This is a genomic window from Neorhizobium sp. 05N33, from assembly GCF_056397445.1.
In genome coordinates, this window is the sequence record NZ_JBFTNK010000009.1 from 16081 (window position 1) to 33686 (window position 17606).

At 61.3% G+C, this 17606-nt stretch carries 25 protein-coding genes; 11 read left to right on the top strand and 14 right to left on the bottom strand.

Annotated elements, in window-relative coordinates:
- Positions 1 to 120: 120 nt before the first annotated feature.
- The 3 genes from trhA to AC1DLT_RS20875 all read right to left on the bottom strand — a co-directional run bounded on the left by trhA (position 121) and on the right by AC1DLT_RS20875 (position 1629).
- Entirely contained in the window at positions 121 to 786 is a 666-nt protein-coding gene (gene trhA, locus AC1DLT_RS20865) for a PAQR family membrane homeostasis protein TrhA (RefSeq protein WP_038584820.1), read from the bottom strand.
- Positions 787 to 871: 85 nt separating this feature from the next.
- Positions 872 to 1204 (bottom strand): TraR/DksA family transcriptional regulator, encoded by a 333-nt coding sequence (locus tag AC1DLT_RS20870; RefSeq protein ID WP_477488034.1) that lies wholly within the window; start codon positions 1202 to 1204, stop codon positions 872 to 874.
- Positions 1205 to 1218: 14 nt separating this feature from the next.
- Positions 1219 to 1629 carry a universal stress protein gene (locus AC1DLT_RS20875; protein ID WP_477488035.1) on the bottom strand — a complete coding sequence of 137 codons (411 nt, stop codon included), beginning with the start codon at positions 1627 to 1629 and terminating at the stop codon, positions 1219 to 1221.
- 193 nt (positions 1630 to 1822) lie between these two features.
- Between AC1DLT_RS20875 and AC1DLT_RS20880 the strand changes: the two genes are divergently transcribed.
- Both AC1DLT_RS20880 and AC1DLT_RS20885 read left to right on the top strand, forming a co-directional pair.
- The gene (locus tag AC1DLT_RS20880; RefSeq protein ID WP_477488036.1) at positions 1823 to 2686 is read left to right on the top strand and encodes a VOC family protein; all 864 of its coding nucleotides are present in this window, start codon (positions 1823 to 1825) and stop codon (positions 2684 to 2686) included.
- A 140-nt stretch (positions 2687 to 2826) separates the two neighbouring features.
- A complete protein-coding gene (locus tag AC1DLT_RS20885; RefSeq protein WP_405029396.1) occupies positions 2827 to 3933 on the top strand; it encodes an AI-2E family transporter in 1107 nt (368 codons plus the stop codon).
- Positions 3934 to 3935: 2 nt separating this feature from the next.
- Here AC1DLT_RS20885 and AC1DLT_RS20890 read toward each other — a convergent pair whose 3' ends face one another.
- Positions 3936 to 4328: a DUF930 domain-containing protein gene (locus AC1DLT_RS20890; RefSeq protein WP_038541055.1), complete on the bottom strand. Its 393-nt coding sequence runs from the start codon at positions 4326 to 4328 to the stop codon at positions 3936 to 3938.
- Between the two features lie 108 nt (positions 4329 to 4436).
- Here AC1DLT_RS20890 and AC1DLT_RS20895 point away from each other — a divergent pair, with 108 nt between their 5' ends.
- From AC1DLT_RS20895 to AC1DLT_RS20910, 4 genes are all read left to right on the top strand, one after another.
- Positions 4437 to 4658: a type II toxin-antitoxin system HicB family antitoxin gene (locus AC1DLT_RS20895; RefSeq protein ID WP_477488037.1), complete on the top strand. Its 222-nt coding sequence runs from the start codon at positions 4437 to 4439 to the stop codon at positions 4656 to 4658.
- A gap of 97 nt (positions 4659 to 4755) precedes the next feature.
- On the top strand, positions 4756 to 6849 hold the full coding sequence (locus tag AC1DLT_RS20900; protein ID WP_477488163.1) for a S9 family peptidase: 2094 nt from the start codon (positions 4756 to 4758) through the stop codon (positions 6847 to 6849).
- Between the two features lie 290 nt (positions 6850 to 7139).
- A complete protein-coding gene (locus tag AC1DLT_RS20905; RefSeq protein WP_477488038.1) occupies positions 7140 to 7655 on the top strand; it encodes a DUF1697 domain-containing protein in 516 nt (171 codons plus the stop codon).
- Between the two features lie 295 nt (positions 7656 to 7950).
- A complete protein-coding gene (locus tag AC1DLT_RS20910) occupies positions 7951 to 8226 on the top strand; it encodes a hypothetical protein (protein ID WP_038541043.1) in 276 nt (91 codons plus the stop codon).
- 9 nt (positions 8227 to 8235) lie between these two features.
- On the opposite strand, the gene dmeF is transcribed toward AC1DLT_RS20910, so the two are convergent.
- Together dmeF and dmeR are read right to left on the bottom strand one after the other, a co-directional pair.
- Positions 8236 to 9219, bottom strand: coding sequence for a CDF family Co(II)/Ni(II) efflux transporter DmeF (gene dmeF / locus AC1DLT_RS20915; protein WP_477488039.1), 984 nt, complete (start codon positions 9217 to 9219; stop codon positions 8236 to 8238).
- A gap of 20 nt (positions 9220 to 9239) precedes the next feature.
- On the bottom strand, positions 9240 to 9512 hold the full coding sequence (dmeR, locus tag AC1DLT_RS20920) for a Ni(II)/Co(II)-sensing transcriptional repressor DmeR (RefSeq protein WP_247037747.1): 273 nt from the start codon (positions 9510 to 9512) through the stop codon (positions 9240 to 9242).
- Between the two features lie 127 nt (positions 9513 to 9639).
- Here dmeR and AC1DLT_RS20925 point away from each other — a divergent pair, with 127 nt between their 5' ends.
- The gene (locus tag AC1DLT_RS20925) at positions 9640 to 10200 is read left to right on the top strand and encodes a hypothetical protein (RefSeq protein ID WP_477484368.1); all 561 of its coding nucleotides are present in this window, start codon (positions 9640 to 9642) and stop codon (positions 10198 to 10200) included.
- Positions 10201 to 10352: 152 nt separating this feature from the next.
- Complete coding sequence (locus tag AC1DLT_RS20930; protein WP_038541031.1) at positions 10353 to 10766, top strand: MerR family transcriptional regulator; 414 nt, start codon at positions 10353 to 10355, stop codon at positions 10764 to 10766.
- Positions 10767 to 10785: 19 nt separating this feature from the next.
- On the opposite strand, the gene AC1DLT_RS20935 is transcribed toward AC1DLT_RS20930, so the two are convergent.
- Together AC1DLT_RS20935 and AC1DLT_RS20940 are read right to left on the bottom strand one after the other, a co-directional pair.
- Complete coding sequence (locus AC1DLT_RS20935; protein WP_038541029.1) at positions 10786 to 11148, bottom strand: HVO_A0114 family putative DNA-binding protein; 363 nt, start codon at positions 11146 to 11148, stop codon at positions 10786 to 10788.
- Entirely contained in the window at positions 11135 to 11464 is a 330-nt protein-coding gene (locus AC1DLT_RS20940) for a toxin-antitoxin system TumE family protein (RefSeq protein WP_477488040.1), read from the bottom strand. Before AC1DLT_RS20940 ends, AC1DLT_RS20935 begins: the two co-directional genes overlap by 14 nt.
- A 322-nt stretch (positions 11465 to 11786) precedes the next feature.
- On the opposite strand from AC1DLT_RS20940, the gene AC1DLT_RS20945 reads away from it, so the two are divergent.
- Entirely contained in the window at positions 11787 to 12275 is a 489-nt protein-coding gene (locus tag AC1DLT_RS20945; RefSeq protein WP_477488041.1) for an N-acetyltransferase family protein, read from the top strand.
- A gap of 16 nt (positions 12276 to 12291) precedes the next feature.
- Here AC1DLT_RS20945 and AC1DLT_RS20950 read toward each other — a convergent pair whose 3' ends face one another.
- From AC1DLT_RS20950 to AC1DLT_RS20970, 5 genes are all read right to left on the bottom strand, one after another.
- On the bottom strand, positions 12292 to 12621 hold the full coding sequence (locus tag AC1DLT_RS20950; protein ID WP_477488042.1) for a type II toxin-antitoxin system HicB family antitoxin: 330 nt from the start codon (positions 12619 to 12621) through the stop codon (positions 12292 to 12294).
- The gene (locus AC1DLT_RS20955) at positions 12618 to 12872 is read right to left on the bottom strand and encodes a type II toxin-antitoxin system HicA family toxin (protein WP_477488043.1); all 255 of its coding nucleotides are present in this window, start codon (positions 12870 to 12872) and stop codon (positions 12618 to 12620) included. The genes AC1DLT_RS20950 and AC1DLT_RS20955 overlap by 4 nt, the downstream gene beginning before the upstream one ends.
- A gap of 44 nt (positions 12873 to 12916) precedes the next feature.
- Entirely contained in the window at positions 12917 to 13831 is a 915-nt protein-coding gene (locus AC1DLT_RS20960) for a c-type cytochrome (RefSeq protein WP_477488044.1), read from the bottom strand.
- An 84-nt stretch (positions 13832 to 13915) separates the two neighbouring features.
- Positions 13916 to 14356: a c-type cytochrome gene (locus AC1DLT_RS20965; RefSeq protein WP_477488045.1), complete on the bottom strand. Its 441-nt coding sequence runs from the start codon at positions 14354 to 14356 to the stop codon at positions 13916 to 13918.
- Positions 14357 to 14538: 182 nt separating this feature from the next.
- A complete protein-coding gene (locus tag AC1DLT_RS20970; RefSeq protein WP_477488046.1) occupies positions 14539 to 15171 on the bottom strand; it encodes a LysE family translocator in 633 nt (210 codons plus the stop codon).
- Positions 15172 to 15306: 135 nt separating this feature from the next.
- On the opposite strand from AC1DLT_RS20970, the gene AC1DLT_RS20975 reads away from it, so the two are divergent.
- Both AC1DLT_RS20975 and AC1DLT_RS20980 read left to right on the top strand, forming a co-directional pair.
- A complete protein-coding gene (locus tag AC1DLT_RS20975) occupies positions 15307 to 15996 on the top strand; it encodes a helix-turn-helix transcriptional regulator (RefSeq protein WP_477488047.1) in 690 nt (229 codons plus the stop codon).
- Between the two features lie 96 nt (positions 15997 to 16092).
- Positions 16093 to 16737 (top strand): ThuA domain-containing protein, encoded by a 645-nt coding sequence (locus tag AC1DLT_RS20980; RefSeq protein WP_477488048.1) that lies wholly within the window; start codon positions 16093 to 16095, stop codon positions 16735 to 16737.
- A 2-nt stretch (positions 16738 to 16739) separates the two neighbouring features.
- On the opposite strand, the gene AC1DLT_RS20985 is transcribed toward AC1DLT_RS20980, so the two are convergent.
- The gene (locus tag AC1DLT_RS20985; RefSeq protein ID WP_477488049.1) at positions 16740 to 17582 is read right to left on the bottom strand and encodes a metallophosphoesterase; all 843 of its coding nucleotides are present in this window, start codon (positions 17580 to 17582) and stop codon (positions 16740 to 16742) included.
- Between the last annotated feature and the right edge of the window lie 24 nt (positions 17583 to 17606).

The window sequence follows — 17606 nt, forward strand, 5'->3', positions numbered from 1 at the left end:
CAGACGATGGAATGGCGAGTCCAGATTGGCTGGCCTACTCCTTTGATAACTTCATTGGAATTGATGAGGGAGGGGCGAGCCTGAAGCTAATCGGTTGCCCGCGACAAACCGAACCTCGGATCAAAAACCGCCGGAGAGGCTGAAGCAGGTCATCACCGCGCCGTAGTGGACGGCGGCGGCAGCGACGACGAACCCGTGCCAGATGGCGTTCTGGAACCGCAGCCGTTCCCAGACGTGGAAGATCACGCCAAGCGAATAGATGAAGCCGCCGATGACGATCAGCCAGACGGTGACCGCCGGGAGATATTGCGAGATCGGGCCGGCCACCATCACGCCGCTCCAGCCCATGGCGAGATAGAGCAGGATCGTCAGCTTGTCGAAACGACCGGGAAACAGGCATTTCAGCGTGATACCGAAGATCGCGGTCGCCCAGATCGCCAGAAGCATGGCGAATATCCAGGGGTCGTGCGCGCCGCGTTGCAGGAACGGCGTATAGGTCGCGGCGATCAGGATGAAGATCGCCGAATGGTCGAGCCGCCGCAGCACCCATTTGGTGCGCGAGTGAGGCCAGATATTGTAGGTGAACGAGATCGACAGGCAGATGATCAGTCCGAGGCCGTAGATCCAGGCGGCGGCGATCTCGCCATGGCTCGACCAGACGGTCGCATAGAAGATCAGGGCGGTGGCGCCGACCAGCGCGAACACGATACCGACGCCGTGGATGATGCCATCCGCGACGATCTCGTGAAAATCGTATTTCCGCCCGAAATTGAAAAACTCGTTCATCCGACCTTCCGCCTGCCTCGATCTAAGAATGAGCACGACTACCGCGGAAGGCAAGAGAGGGACGATTCACATTCCGTTTCCCGCGTTAAACTTCCTCCGACACCTCGGCGGCGCACGCCTGGCAAAGGGGCGTGTGCGGCACGGCATCCAGTCGCTGCTCGGCGATCGGCTGGCCGCATCTGGCGCAGATGCCGAACGTGCCGGCGGCGATGCGGTGAAGTGCCGCATCGATTGCCGCAAGCTCCCGTTCGCCGGTTTCGCCGAGTTCTTCCAGCACCTCGTCATTGTTGCGCTCGACGGCACGGTCTTCGTCGTCAGGATCGCGAGGCGTGACGAAATCCTGTTCGATGCGGCTCAGGCGGCCTTCCAGCTCTGCCTTTCTCGCCCTCAGAATGCTGCCATATCGTGACGTATCCATGGATCCGTTCCTTCTCAGCGGTCGACGAGGACCGAGCATGTGGCGTGGCGCACGACGCGGTCGGCAGTGGCACCGATCAGGTAGTTCGACAGGTCGGGGATATGCGAGGCGACGATGATCAAATCTGCGCCCTGCTCTTCCGAAGCGGCCAGGATTTCGCGCGCCGGCGCGCCCTGGCGGATTTCGATATCGGCCTCGATGCCGGCTTTTTCGCGAAGCTCGACGAGTTGCCGTTCGGCATCCTGACGGGCCGCAACTGTCAGATCGACGGTCAGCTCGGAGACAAGATAAGCGGGCATATCCTCGACCACGTTGACGATCAGGATCATGCCGCCCGTGTCGAGCAGGTTCGTTGCCGTGCGCAGAATGCGCTCGCCCTTTTCCAGAGCGGAAACATCCACCGCAACGACGATCTTCTTGTACATGCGATCTCCTTCATGTTTTTCGCCCATTGTAGCTTCATACGGTCCAAACCGCCTTGACCGAGGTCAAACCCGCCCATTGTCCATAATTTGGAGACGATCCATCGTCAGTTTGCGCTCTATCGTGAACGATGGGCATGGGCCATATAGGTTGCAACGAGGCGTTCACCCGCCCCATGCCCGAAAGGATTTCGATATGTCCGACGTCATGCAACCCTTCGCCCTGACCCGCCCGGCCCATGTCCGCGGCGCGCATCTGGTCGTCAGCGACCTGGCCCTGGTTTCCGGCTTCTACCAGAACATTATCGGCCTGAAGGTTATTGAAAAGAGCCCGAGCGGCGAAGTGCTGGGCGTCGGCGGCCAACCGCTCCTGACGCTTTCGACCGGCAAAAACGTCGCCCGTGCGCCGCGCAACGCCGCCGGCCTGTTCCACACCGCCTTCCTGGTGCCGAACCGGCAGGAGCTTGCCCACTGGCTGGCACATTCCGCCCATAACAATATCCGGCTGGAAGGCGCTTCCGACCACCTCGTCAGCGAGGCGATCTATCTGTCCGACCCCGAGGGCAACGGTATAGAGATCTACCGCGACCGAACCCCGCAGGAATGGACCTATCAGCCGGACGGTACGATCGCCATGGCGACCGAACGCCTGAACCTGCAGGAACTTTACAACAGCGCTCCGAAGCAGGCCTTCGACGGCATGGCCGATGGCACCGCCGTTGGTCACATCCATCTGCAGGTCGGCGATATTCCGCAGGCAGACGCCTTTTATCGCGACGTGCTGGGCCTGAAGGTGATGGCGCGGTATCCGGGCGCGAGCTTCTTTGCAACCGGCGACTACCACCACCATATCGCCGCCAATATCTGGAACAGCCGCGGCGCAAAGGCGCGCGAAAACAACATGACCGGGCTTTCGGACTACACGGTCCGGTTCAACGACAAGGCGGCGCTCGACAGGGCGCTTGCGGCGCTCGATGCCCAGGAGATCGCCACGACCAAGACCGCCGAAGGCTGGTCGCTGAAGGACCCGTGGGGCATCGGCCTGACGCTCGCCGCCTGAGTACCGTCACCCGTTTTGCCGACAAGCGGCGCTCCGGAACCGGAGCGCCGCTTTCGCGTTGAGAGCGATCACGGGGACCTCTGGACACGAAAAACATGAGTGCGCGCGGCAATGGCAAGCTGAAGAAACACCTGACGGAGATGCCGGCCCAGCGCAAGGAGGCGCTGCTGCACCCGGAAGAGATCGACGTGGTGGAGAACCTGCCGCTTGGGCGCGAGGCGCTCGACGTGGCGATGGCCTGGGCGGTGATCGGCATTTTCGCGATCGTGTTCTTCTCGCTCGTCCATTACATGTCGCTGATCCTGATCCCCGTCACGCTCGCTGTCGTCGTCGGCCTCATCCTGGGTCTTGTCGCGGATCGCCTCGGCAAGGCCGGCGTGCCCCGTTTCGGCATTGCCTTCATCCTCTCGACGCTGGTCTTCGCGGCCCTGTTCCTGATCATCAATTCGCTTGCTGAACCGGTCGCAAAGCTGATCCAGGAAGGTCCGAATTTCATCGAGCGGACCATCAACCGCATCAAACCGTTCCTCGAAAGCCAGCATTGGATCAACGTCTCGCCCGCGACATTCGAGACCGGGCCGATGTCGATGCAGTCGCTGATCGAGAATTCCGGCAATATCCTTGGCATCGTCACCGCCAACCTGACCCCTGCGATCGTCCAGGGAATGATCTTCTTTGCGGCCCTGCTGCTCTTCCTCTATGGCAGGGTGCGGTTGCGGCGCACGATCATTCTCGCCTTCCCCACACGCCGGCAGCGGCTGATGGCGATCCGGGTGCTCAATTCGATCGACGAGGTGCTCGGTTATTATTTTGCGACGGCCAGCCTGCTCTATCTGGGGCTCGGGGTGGTGATGGCGCTGATCGCCTATTTCGGCGGGCTTTCGATGCCGGTGCTATGGGGCCTGTTCGCTTTCGTCTCAAGCTTCATCCCGTTCGTCGGCATCACGCTGATGACGGTTTCGGTGGCGATCGCCGGCATTCTCACCCATGACGCTTTTTTCCTCGGCCTGATCCCGGCGGCAATCTTCTTCACCGTCCACCTGGCGATGGAGAACCTGCTCTTCCCGGCGATCATGGGCCGGCAGTGGGAAATCAACCCTTTCATCGTCTTCATCGCCATCCTGTTCTGGACCTGGATGTGGGGTGCGGTCGGGGCGATGCTCGCCCTGCCGCTTTCCCTCATCATGATGACGGTGCTGAACGAGCTTTTCCCCGACCGGAAGACGGTGCCGCACCTGCCGGGATGATGTCACTCGTAGAGGTAATACTTTTCCCACTCTTCGCGCGGGACTTTCGAACCGATCTTGTAGTCGAAGGACATCACTTCCAGACCCTTGTCGCCGGTCTCGCACTTGTATTTGAGCCGATACCAGTCGCCGGCACTGCGGAAGACAGCACCCGGCGCCCGGATGGCGTTGCCATCTTCGACCGGCTGGGAAAAGGTATAGGCGATCACCTTATCCGGTTTGAACTCGCCCTTGTTGTCCTTTTTGATGCGATCCATCGCCTCGATATCGCAGCGCTGTTCGCGCCGTTCATCCGGGGCGAGCGCATCGAGCTGCCGGACGATATGGGCATCGAGAGCATGCGCCGGCAGGGCGGAAAGAAGAGCCAATGCTGCGACTGACCAGGTTTTTATCATGTCATTTCCTATCCAATATGACTCGGACGGCCGGAAACTATGAGACGGTCACGCAATTGACCACCTACCAGAACGGGAAATAGGATGATGTGATCAAGGGGGTGAACAATGACCAAACTGCGCTACCCGGTTTTCGTCTCACCGCTCCCTCCAGAAGATGGCGGCGGTTTCCTCGCGACCGTACCGGATCTTCCCGGCTGCATGAGCGATGGCGAGACTCCGCAGGAAGCCCTTTCCAACGTACAAGACGCCATCGAAAGCTGGATCGAGGCAGCGCGGGACATGGGGCGGGATATCCCCGAGCCTTCATTGCAGGCCGCCCTCGGCTAAGCATTCCAGAAGCAACCCGCTTGCCTCGCGCCCAAGCGCCCCCTATCTCTGGCACTCCTCGCCTCACAATCGGAGTGCTTCCTTGGCCACCTCCCGTATACCGCCTTTCGCCGATCTTCCCGCCGCTCCCGTTGCGCCCAGGAAGCCGGTTTCCGATACCCGCCACGGCATTACCCGCACCGACGACTATGCCTGGTTCCGCGCCGACAACTGGCAGGCGATGTTCAAGGAACCGTCGCTTCTCGATCCGGAAATCCGCAAACATCTGGAGGCCGAGAACGCCTATATGGAAGCGGCCATGGGCGACACGGCCAAGCTGCAGAAAAAGCTGTTTGCCGAGATGCGCGGCCGCATCAAGGAAGACGACAGCTCCGTGCCGATGAAGGACGGGCCGTTCGCCTATGGCACGCTGTTCGTGACCGGCGGCGAACAGCCGCACTATTTCCGCACCCCGCGCGACGGTGGCGAAAAACACCTTCTGCTCGACGGCGACAAGGAAGCCGTGGGCAAGGACTATTTCCGGCTTTCCGGCATCGACCACACGAGCGACCATTCCCGCGGCATCTGGGGTTATGACGACAAGGGGTCGGAATATTTCACCCTGCGTATCCGTGACCTTGCCACGGGCGAAGACCTTGCCGACGTGGTCGAAAATACCGGTGGCGGCGGGGTGTGGGCGCCTGACGGCAAAAGCTTCTTCTATACACTGCAGGACGAGAACCACCGGCCCTCGAAAGTCTTCCATCACATCGTCGGCCAGCCGCAATCGGAAGACAGACTGGTCTACGAGGAGGAGGATCCGGGCTTCTTCATGGGCGTCGGCGGCTCGCTGCTCGACGACTTTATCTATATCGACATCCACGACCACGAGACCTCGGAATACCGGCTGCTCTCGACCAAGGATCTGACGGCCGAGCCGATGCTCGTCGCAGAGCGCGAGGAAGGCATCGAATATTCGATGACCGAAGGCGGCGACGTCTTCTACATCCTTACCAATGATGGCGACGCCAAAGACTTCAAGATCTGCCAAACGCCGGTTAACGCGCCGGGCAAAGAGAACTGGACCGAGGTCGTGCCGCACGAGCCCGGCCGGCTGATCATCAGCCACATGGCGTTCGCCCGTTATCTTCTGTGGCTGCAGCGCAAGGACGGCCTGCCGCAGATCATCATCCGCGACCGGGCGACCGGCGAGGAACATGCGATCGCCTTTGCGGAAGAGGCCTATTCGCTCGGCCTGCAGGGTGCCGCCGAATACGACAGCGACGTCATCCGCTTTTCCTATTCGTCGATGACGACGCCGAGCCAGCTTTACGACTACGACATGAGCACCCGCAAGCGGGTTCTCCTGAAGACCCAGGAAGTGCCGTCGGGCCATAATCCCGACGACTACGTCACCCGTCGGGTGATGGCGCCGGCGCATGACGGCGAACTGGTGCCGGTCTCGCTGCTCTACCGGAAAGATACGCCGCTCGACGGTTCGGCGCCCTGCCTGCTTTATGGGTACGGCGCCTACGGCATCACCATTCCGGCCGGGTTCTCGACCAATAACCTGTCGCTCGCCGATCGCGGCTTCGTTTATGCCATCGCCCATATTCGCGGCGGCAAGGACAAGGGGTTCGCCTGGTACGAGAACGGCAAGATGGAGCATAAGCACAATACGTTCAAAGACTTCATCGCCGCCGCTGACTATCTGAATCAAGCGAAGTTCACATCTTACGCGAACATCATCGCCGAAGGCGGTTCGGCCGGCGGCATGCTGATGGGTGGCATCGCCAACATGGCGCCGGAAAAATTCGCCGGCATCATCGCCGCCGTGCCCTTCGTCGATGTGCTCAACACCATGCTTGACGACACGCTGCCGCTCACCCCGCCGGAATGGCCGGAATGGGGCAACCCGATCGACAGCCTCGAAGAATACCAGTGGATCGCCGCCTACTCGCCTTACGACAATATCGAGGCGAAACCCTATCCGCCGATCCTCGCCATTTCCGGCCTGACGGACCCGCGCGTTACCTATTGGGAACCCACCAAGTGGGTCGCGAAGGTCCGAGAGTTCTCGACCGGCACCGCCCCGATCCTCTTGAAGACCAACATGGCGGCCGGCCATGGCGGCAAGTCGGGTCGCTTCCAGCGGCTGGAGGAGATCGCGTTCGAATATGCGTTTGCGATCAAGGTGGCGGGGAAGATGTAAGGGCGATTCTAACGGAGAGGGTATGCCGTGTCCGCCCCCCTCTGGCCTGCCGGCCATCTCCCCCACAGGTGGGGAGATTGGCTGGGCGCTAGCTCACCGCTCTACATTCAGCGTCTTATTCTGCGCGCTGCACGACGCTTGTTTGGAAGCGATGGTCGCGCCGCTTGTGATCTCCCCACCCGTGGGGGAGATGGCCGGCAGGCCAGAGGGGGGCGGATGTGCGATGCCCTTCAATGCAAGTCCGGCGACACCGGAACGCGCTAACGGGTTGCCCTTCGGGAGGGGAGAAAATGACCGTCTACATTGCCCTGCTTCGCGCGGTGAACGTCGCCGGCACCGCACTGCAGATGACCGAACTGAAATCCCTCTGCGAAACCCTCGGCTTCGCCGACGTCAAGACCTATATCCAGAGCGGCAATGTGCTGTTCCGGTCAGATGAGGCGGAGGCAAAGGTGGCCGACAAGCTCGACGAGGCGCTGGGTCGGAAGTTCGGCAGGAAGCCGGGCGTGATGGTGCGCTCCACCGGAGAGCTGGAGGCGATCGTCGAAAACGCGCCCTTCCCCGATGCCAAGCCGAATTTCCTGCTGGTGCATTTCCTCGCTGAAAGGGCCGCCAAGGATGCACTCGACAAGATGGTCGCGCCGGATGGCGAGGAAGCGGTCGTTGCCGGGCGCGAGATCTATGTCCATTATCCGATCGGCTCGGGCAAATCGAAGCTGAAACTGCCGGCGCTGAAACCCGGCACGTCGCGCAATCTCAACACCGTGCGCAAGCTCGCCGAAATGGCCCGCGTCATGGAAGGCTGAACGTCCGATGGCAGGCACCGTCATTCCGATCGTCTGCCATGCTGTCATCTTTCACGTCCCGGGCGTGGCTCGGATTTCGCCCGCCAGAGCGGCTTTACCTTGAGCGGCTAGGGACCCGCAGAGCGATATCCGACAGGTTTATCAGCAACCAGAACGGATGCGGAACGCGCCGAACAGCCGTTCATGTCATTTTTTTGTCAAGCCCCTGCCGTCAAAACGAAACATCAGACGCAAGCCTCGCGCAAGCTTCGTGCGTTAACTATTTGTTAACCATTCTGAACACGGGCGTTTCGCCATGAAGATCGATAGCGGCCTCAACGGCTATTATTATCCCAACCGGGCACAAGAGATGGACCGGAAAGTCGAAGAAGCGCCCCAGCGCGAGACTGTCGCCGCCCAGCGTTCTCCGAATGCCCTAACGGGAAGCAGTACGCTGCTGTCGCCTTCGCTTGCCAACGCGCTCTGGGTCATGGAAATCGACGATGCGGGTTCCGCAAACGTCGACATGCAGGTGCGGGCCGCCCAGCAGGACTGGGTCGAAGGCCGTTACCAGGAATTCGCTGAATTCTAAAATGCTCTTCTACGCTGCTTGAGCCGGCGTGACTTCCACTGTCACATGCGACAGATCCCGGATGTTCCGGAGCTTATCCTTGTAGAAGGACGGCGCCTGGGGGCTTGGCGTGACCAGCGCGACGATTGCCGCATGGTGCCCCGGCCCTACCTGCCAGACATGCAGGTCGGAAATCCTGTCCTCCTCCGTCTCGACACTCCGGCGGATCTTGCCTGCCAGTTCCTGGTCATCCGGCTGCGCATCCAGCAATATCGTCGCGGTCACCCGGATCAGCCCCCAGGACCAGCGCGCGATCACCAGGCCGCCGACCACACCCATGACCGGGTCCAGCCAGGACCAGCCGTAGGACCGGCCGAGAGCGAGCGCGACGATCGCCAGCACCGAGGTCAGCGCATCGGCAAGAACATGCAGGTAGGCGGCGCGCAGATTGTGATCCTTGGCAGCCCCGTGCGCATGGGCGCCATGATGACCGTGGTGTCCGTGATGGCCGCCATGATGATGACCGCCGTCATGGGCGTGGCCGCCGTCATGGGGATGATGATCCTCCCGCAGCAGCCAGGCGCTGAGCAGGTTGACCGCCAGCCCGGCTACGGCCACGAAGATCGCCTGGTCGAAATCGATCGCAACCGGATTGGCGAGGCGGGCAAAACTCTCCCAGGCGATCAACAGCGCGATCAGGGCGAGCACGATGGCACTGGCGAAACCGGCGAGATCGCCAAGCTTGCGGGTGCCGAACGTGTAGCGCGGATTGCGGGCCTGGCGGCGGGCATAGAGATAAGCGAGCGCCGCAATCAGCATGGCGCCGGCATGAGTGGACATGTGCCAGCCGTCGGCTGTCAGCGCCATCGAACCGAAGACCGAGCCGGCGACGATTTCCGCCACCATCATCGCCGTGGTCAGCGCGATTACCAGCCAGACCTTGCGCTCGTTGCGCTCATGGTCGGCGCCCAGAAACACGTGCTCGTGCTCCAGCTCCTCGATGGAATGGGCCATTGTCTTCTCCTTCGTCTCGATCAGCGGATATAGGTGCGGAGCGCCTCGGCGAGTTCGTCCACCGCCTGCGCCCTCTGTTTTTCATTGTCGGCATGCAGCACATGCTCATGGAGGTGATCTTCCATGACCTCGCCGGTCAGCCCGGCGAGCGCGCCGCGGATCGAGGCGAGCAGTTGCAGCACCTCGCCGCAAGGGGCTTCGGCCTCGAGCGCCCGCTCGACCGCCTCCATCTGCCCCTTCAACCGGCGCACCCGCGCCAGAAGCTTTGCCTTTTCCCGAATGGTATGCGCCACGGACGTCTCCACGTAATATAGGGGGGTATCCTATCTTTCCATGCACGGCCGACACAAGCCCAATCCGAAAGCTCCGTGCAGGTTTCGGGACCTAAGCCGCTAGTGGTCTCACACAAGGAGAGTCGCGATGACGACAATTGGCAGCACCAACCCATATTACGCATCTCTTTATGGCATCCTTGGCAAGAACAGCGGCGACAAGAATGCTTCGGGCGGCAGCGCCAATGACTACGCGGCGCCGCGGCAGTCCGTATCGGGCGGCATGACCGGCAGCGACACGGTGTTCGGCGCGAAACTGGCCGACAGCCTCTGGACGATGGAAAGCCAGGGTGTCGACATCGACCAGAACCCCGGCGATACCTGGCTTGGCGAAGCGCCCTCGACGAAAGACGAGGACGAATTCTTGGGTCTCGCCAAGAAGACCTTCGCCGAGCGCATCCGCGAACAGTATCTCAAGGACAAGGATATTACCGAACACGATCTCAAGATCATGTCGGCGAAAGACCGCGAGGCGGTCGAGGCGGATATCCGCAAGGCAATCCTCGAAGCCATGGGCGTCAACGGCCAGAAACAGGAAGCGACGATGGACATGGGCGGCAATCCAGCGGCCCTGGCGCAGGGCAACGCGCAGAAACAACAACAGCAGCAGCAGAACGGCACCGAGGACGATCCGCTGCTCTCCATGTAAGGTTATAAACACTCAGCGGCCGCAGCCTTGTCAGTCAGGGCTGTGGCCGTTTTAGGTTGGGCGACCGGCGCCATGTCCCCCGCTTGCCTTCATGCCGATGACTGACTAGATAATTCCTCTAGTGACTAGAGCTACAAGAGGAATTTTCAGCCATGCTGTCGATCGGCGATCTTTCGAAACGCACCGGCGTCAAGGTGCCGACCATCCGCTATTACGAGCAGATGGGCCTTATCGAAGCGGCGGAGCGCTCAGAGGGCAACCAGCGACGGTATGAGCGAAACGACCTCGAACGGCTCGCCTTCATCCGACACGCCCGCGACCTCGGGCTCGACATCCCGGCGATCCGCGAACTGATCGCGCTCAGCCAGCACCCCGACCTCCCTTGCGTCAACGCCGACAGGATCGCCGCCGATCATCTGGTCGCCGTGCGCGAAAAGATCGAAAAGCTGAAGAAGCTGGAGCACGAACTCGAACGGATCATCTCGCACTGCGACGGCCATTCGATCGAGGATTGTTATGTGATCCGGGCGCTATCCGACCACGGGCTGTGCGAGGGGGAGCATTGAAGGGCGGCGACGGCTTGCCTTAAGCGGCAGCCTCGATGTCGAATTCCAGGTGGATACGATCATAGGGAAAGACGATCCCCCCGCCCTCGGCCTTATCGATCACGCCACTGACCAGCAACATGTCCACGTCGCTGTGCACACCCTTGAAATCCCGGTCGACCCTGCGGGCCACCTCCCGAATGCTCAAAGGCCCCTGGCCCGTCATCGCCTGCACGATTTCCAGCCGTTTCGGCGCCAGAACACGATGGAGCATCTCCCAGGAAGGAAATGACAATACACTCGTCGCGGGCCTGCGCTCACCGACTTTGGACGCCTTTACGGCTTCAGAAACCGACGCCATGGACTGTTCGAGCGTTTCGATCTTCACCTTAAGGGTTGTCACGCAGCCATCCTCTCACGTCGGCAGTGAAATCGGCCAAGAGCTGGTCGATATCCTTGAAAAAATAGGCTGTTTCCAGCGTACCGAAATGCCTGTGATCGCCTTTTCCGGCTTCATTGTCATATCGCAACACGCACTCGCCTCCGGCCACCAGCGCCATGCTGTACTTGAATTCATGAGCGCTTCCGCGTAGCGAAGCCGGCACCTGCCAGATCACGACTTCAACGAACACGCCTTCCCGCAGATAGCTACGCGTCCTCTGAACCAATGTCGCTTTCGCCATTCGAGGCCTCGTGATGTCTGATGTAATATACCCCATCACGAGCAATCGGCAAGTAGGAAGGCGCTCGGGAAGCGAGCTGGTGATGATCGAGAATGCCGGCCATTCCACAGCCGATCAGGGCATGGCGGAGGCGATCGTGGCGGCCGCCAGCCGTTTCGCGGATGGCGCTTGACAAGATTTGAGATCGGGAGCATCTAGACGCCATGATCAACACGCGCACGACCACCGCCTGCTCGTATTTTTGGGCCTTCCTTTAAAGGGCGGCCCGACAGATCACCATGTCAACAAGCCGCCGTCAGGCGGCTTTGTTGTTTCAAACGGCACCTGACGGCAAGAAGACCGAAAAAGGATGCCGGAAATGACGGAAGATACCGATATCACCCTGCCCCGCCCGCCGGTCGTGACGATCCGCAACGCGAAATCGCGCGACCTGCCGGAACTCAACGAAATGATCGCGCTACTTGCCGCGCATCACAACGACCCCGCCGCCATCACCCCTGAAAAGCTCGAACGCGACCTGTTCGGCGAGATGCCGTGGATCAGCGCGCTCGTCGCCGATACGGGCTCGGATCTGATCGGCTACGCCATCCTCGTGCCGCTCTACCGGGCGCAGGAAGGCACCCGCGGCATGGACCTGCACCATCTCTTCGTGCGCGACGGCCATCGCGGCCACGGCATCGGCCAGCATCTCGTGTCACGCGCCCGCGAAATCGCCAAAAATGCCGGCTGCGACTATCTTTCGGTCAGCGCCGCCACCGGCAATTTCGCCGCCCACCGCTTCTACGAACAGATGGATTTCAAGCCGCGCCCGGTCACCGGCATGCGCTACACGCAGGCGCTGGCGTGAAATCTGCGGCCGAGGCCTATCCGGCGGCCTTGGCCAGGATTTCGCCTGCCCATTCGTTGAGGCTTTTTCCAGCCAGCTCCGCTGCTTTTGCGGCACGGGCGTGAACGTCGGGATCGATGCGAAACATCACCCGGCCGGAATAGGGCTTGTGCGGAGATCTTCCAAGTCGTTCACAGGTTTCCAGATAATCGTCGACCGCCTCGTGGAAGGCGGTCTTGAGATCGACGACGGAATCGGCGTGAAAGCCGACGACATCGGCAATGCCGGCGATGTGCCCGACAAAAATCTCGTCTTCGGCATCGAATTCGATGCGGGCCGAGTATCCCCTATATTCCAAGACATTCATGGCTCTATTCCTAACTGAGACAGAAAAAGCCGCGCATCCTTGATCTGATATCGCTTCGCTTCCTTATCCGGGTGGGGTCGATGGAAAAACACGACCAATCCGTCTTTTTCAAAACGAACTCGCGATCCGCTGCCCTCGAGCAGATGGCATCCAACCGCGATCAAAAGATTTTCGACGTCGCTCCAATCGATGGACGGCGACACCGGATCCCGAAATATGGCGACAAGCGTCTTGCGCTGCTTGCTGTTCATGCTAGCACTTTAATGCATGCTAGCAGATTTTGCAAGCAATCCACCTACCTCGCCGGCACCGCCTTCAGGTAGGCCGCGATCGCTTCCAGATCGCTTTTTGGCAGATGGGCGATGTTCTGCTGTACCTCGACCATCGAGCCGCCGACGGTGTCGAAATCGGGGGTGAAACCGGTTTCGAGATAACCGGCGATGTCGCTCTCGCTCCAGGAACCGATATCCTTCGAGCCCGGCGTGATGTTGGGGATGGTTCCCTTGCCTTCCGGATTGGGACCGCCGGCAAGCCAGCGGTCGGGGAGAAAACCGCCCGTCGCGTCGCGCGGCGTATGACATTCGCCGCAATGGCCGGGCCCTTCGACCAGGAACTGGCCGCGCTTGACCTTGTCATCGAGCGACGCGAGCTCAACCCGCGGCTGGTCGTTGAAATAGAGCAATTTCCAGCCGCCGACCGCCAGGCGGATATTGTAGGGGAACGGCAGCTCGTGCGGCGGGGCGACATTGGGGCTCGCCGGCAGGGTCTTCAGGTACCCGAAGAGATCGTTGACATCCTTGGCCGAAAGCCTGGAATAGGAACCGTAGGGGAAAGACGGAAAAAGGTGTTCGCCGTCAGGCCCAACGCCGCGGGTGGTGGCATTGCCGAACTGCGCCAGCGTCCAGTTGCCGATGCCGGCTTTCGGGTCGGGCGAGATATTGGGAATATGGAACGTGCCGAACGGGCTCGGCAGCGCCCTGCCCCCGGAGAGAACTTTGAGTGCATCGCCGGTGGCACCGGTCGCTGCATGACAGCTCGCGCAGCCGCCGGCCCAGAAAAGCTGCTCCCCCTTGGCAAGATCGGGGGCGCCGAGACCTGCCCAATGGGAATCCGGATAGGGATCGGGCTTGGTCGGCGCCAAGGCCATGGCTGTGCCGGCGGCGATCACCACGACGCCAGCCGCCAGGATTTTTGACCATATCGATGCCATTGCCTTCATCCTCCGGCGTTACTTTGCAATGCAAGGACGGCCGCAGAAAACTGCGGCCGTCCCGATGCTAAGACAAGGCAGCGATCACTTCAGGCGAAAGTTCTGATGGCAGGTGTTGCAGTTGCCGCCGAGCGTCTGCAGGGCCTTGCCGACAGCGGCCTGGTCTGCCGGCATGGAAGCCAGAACAGCCTCCGCATCGGAACCGAGCTTCTGTGCGTTCCCACGGAATTCGGCGTTCTTTTCCCAGATGGCCGGTGCCGCCTTGGTCTTGTCGCCCGTCTCGGAACCTGCCGGGAACTGATCGGGGAAAGCCTTGATATTGGTGCTGATCGTGGTCAGCGCCGTGCGGACCGCTGCCTGGTCATAGGGTTTTTCGCCCTTGGCGATCCCACCCAGAGCGCCGGCTGCGCCGCCAATACCCTTCATCAGCGCCTGGCGCTTGGCAATTGGGGTTTCCTGCGCGGTCACGGCCGTAAATCCAAGACAGAGTACGGCCGCGGCGGCGGCAATCAGTTTAAACTTCATCCATTCTTCTCCTCATCGAGCCGGTTACGCCGGCGCAGTTTTGCGAGGATCATGATTGCCGGCTTATGCGTTTGAAAAAAGTAACGTTCCTGTCATGACGCCGCGAGCGGCCCGCCTGTTGCCCGTCGGGCACGGAATATGAAGGAACTGTGTCTGTTGCCCGGACGGCCGTCGCCTGCCCTTCAGGCCATCACCCCTTCCCAGAGCGTCAGCATGGACACGGCAAGCAGCAGCAGGCCGGCGATCCGTCCCACCCAGATCGTCGCATTGCCGTTGCCGACCAGGAATTGCCGCGCGTGGCCGGCGGCGGCGGCGAGGCCGCCATAGATCGCGAACTGGGTCGTGGCTGTCATCGCCGCCATGATTGTCGCCTGCGGGGCAAGCGGGCCGAAATCCGGCCGCAGGAACTGCGGATAGACGGCGAGCATGAACAGATAGGCCTTGGGATTGATGAGGCAGGTGACCGCGCCGCGCCGGAACGCTTCCCAGTTCGACCGCGTGTCCGCCGGGCCGACATGATCGACGGTGATCGAACTGCGGATCAGGCTGACGCCGATCCAGGCCATGTAGAGCGCGCCGACGATCAAAAGCGGCTTGAACAGGACCGGCATCAGGCTTGCGAGCAGGCCGACGCCGACCGCGCCATAAAGCGAGTGCACCAGCCCGCCGGCGATGATGCCGGCGGTGGCAGCCATGCCCGCGGTGCGTCCGCGGGTCAGCGAATTGGCGAGCACGAAGATCATGTCCATGCCCGGCACGACGATGATGCCGAACAGAAGCGTAAAAAAGAGCCAGAGGTTTTCGGTGTAAGTCATGTCAGTTTCCAGAGCCTTGGATCATCGGCTTCGAATGCCGAAGCCTTGTTTTTCAATCGGATATGCGCTCCTATACGGCAGCCCAACTGACAGCGTGTTGTCAGTAGCGATCGTCTGGCCACAAGGAAACCCGGCATGCGCAAGGCCTCGCGCCTGTTCGAGATCATCCAGATCCTCCGGCTCGCCAGAAAGCCGGTGACGGCGGCGGAGATCGCCGTTCAGCTGGAAGTCACCGTGCGCTCCATCTACCGGGATATCGCGGCACTTCAGGCGATGCGGGTGCCGATCGAAGGCGGGCGCGGCATCGGTTATATCCTGCGCCCCGGCTTCACGCTGCCGCCGCTGATGCTGTCGATCGAGGAGACGGAGGCGATCGTGCTGGCGCTCGCGCTGCTGGAACGGACCGGCGACACGGAGCTGCGGCAGGCGGCCAAGCAGGTCAACCGCAAGATCGCCGCCGTGGTGCCGGCGCCGCTTGCCGGCACGTTTTCCGCCAATGCGCTGCATGCCTGGGGCTCGGTCGCGCCGGTGCCGGACGCGCTCGACCTGGCGATGGTGCGCCGGGCGATCCGCGACGAGCAGAAGCTGGCGCTCGACTACCGCGACGAATATGCACGTGCAACGGAACGGACGATCCGGCCGGTGGCGCTGATCTATTATTCACAGACGGCCAATATCGTCGCCTGGTGCGAACTGAGGCAGGCGATCCGCAATTTTCGCGCCGACCGGGTGGAGCATTGCGAACTGGCGGAAGATTTCTTCCGTGGCGAAGGCGAAAAACTGCGGTCGCTATGGATTCAGGGCTGGAGCAGTCCGCCGATGTGATCGCCCCGTGACCTTCGCCCTCCCCTGACAGCCGGCGGCTTTGTCCCTATGCTGCGCCCGCTTCGTCAGGAATCAGCGGGGCATGGGAGACATCGAATGCGTAAGGCCATTATCGTCTGGGGCGGATCGAAGATCCATGAGCCGGAGGAATGCGCCGGCATTACCGGCGCCATCCTTCGCGAGGACGGGTTTTCGGTCGAGATAACGGGCGATCTCGGCATCTTCGGCTCCCAGACCATCGCCACTGCTGATCTGCTGGTGCCGATCATTACCGGCGAAAAGCTGGAAAGGGTGCATGCCGATGCGCTTGTGAAGGCGGTGCGTGGCGGGCTCGGGCTTGGCGGCCACCACGGGGCGCTTGCAACCTCCTTCAAGGAGAGTGCTGCCTTCCGTTATCTTGCCGGGGTCACCTGGGTGGCGCATCCCGGCAATATCATCGACTACCGCGTCAACGTCACTCGCCCCAACGATCCGGTGATGCAGGGCATTGCGGATTTCGACTACCGGTCGGAGCAGTATTATCTGCATTACGACCCGTCGGTCGAAATCCTCGCGACGACGACCTTTTCAGGCAAATATGACGAGGCGGTGCGCAACGTGACGATGCCCGTCGTGTTCAAGCGCCATTTCGGCAAGGGACGGATCTTCTATTCGGCGCTCGGCCATGTGGCGGCCGAGTTTGAACATCCGCAGATGCGCAGCATCCTGCGGCGCGGGCTTTCCTGGGCGGCGCGCGGCTGAGCCTAGTGAGCGAGGGTGCGGCTTTCCTCACGGCCATGGCCGATGATCTCGATGCGGTCGGCAAAGATCTCGACGACGGCAAAGGTGTTTTCCGCCTGCGTATCGACCATGCCCTTGAAGTTGACGTACCAGGTGTTTCCGGCACGGCCGAGATTGCCGACGTGGTTATGGCCGTTCAAATAGGCGATGACGTTGCCGGAGCGGGCGAAGAGATCGGTCAGCCGCTCGGCACCCCAGAGATTGTGCTCGTTTTCGGGGTAAAGCGGATAATGGCCCATGACCACGACCTTCTCGTCCGCTGCACTTGCCCGCGCAAGCACCGCCTCCAGCCAGGCGAACTGCTCGTCGCTGATGCCGCCGTTCCATTCCTTGGCGTTGATCGCGCCTTCGGCCAGCAATGTCTTCAGCCGCTGCTGCGCCAAAGCGTGGCGCGGCTGGTCTTCCGGTGTTGAAAACAAGCTGATCTCGTTGCCGTCGATCACTACGAAGCGAACGCCGTCGCGGGCAAAATCGTGCCAGGCGGCCGGCATGCCGAGCCGCGCATGGACATCGTCGAGCTGCGCCGGCGCGACGAAGAAATCGTGGTTGCCCGGCATCAGAAAACTTTCGTGGCGCAGGCCCTGATAGACGGCAAGCACCGGATCGAAATTCTCCCAGCCGCGGTCGATGAGATCGCCGAGCGTCACCACGAAGGAGAGATCCTCGCCGTTGAGCACGCCGATCGCGTGGCGCAGCTTGTCGAGGCTGTTGGCGTAATAACGGTCCATCTCCAGCCATGGGGGCAGGTCGGCATATTGCGGATCGGCGATCACGCCGAAGCGGAGAAGCGGTTTTTCGTGGGGCATTTTCGCGGAGGTAATAGGTGGCTG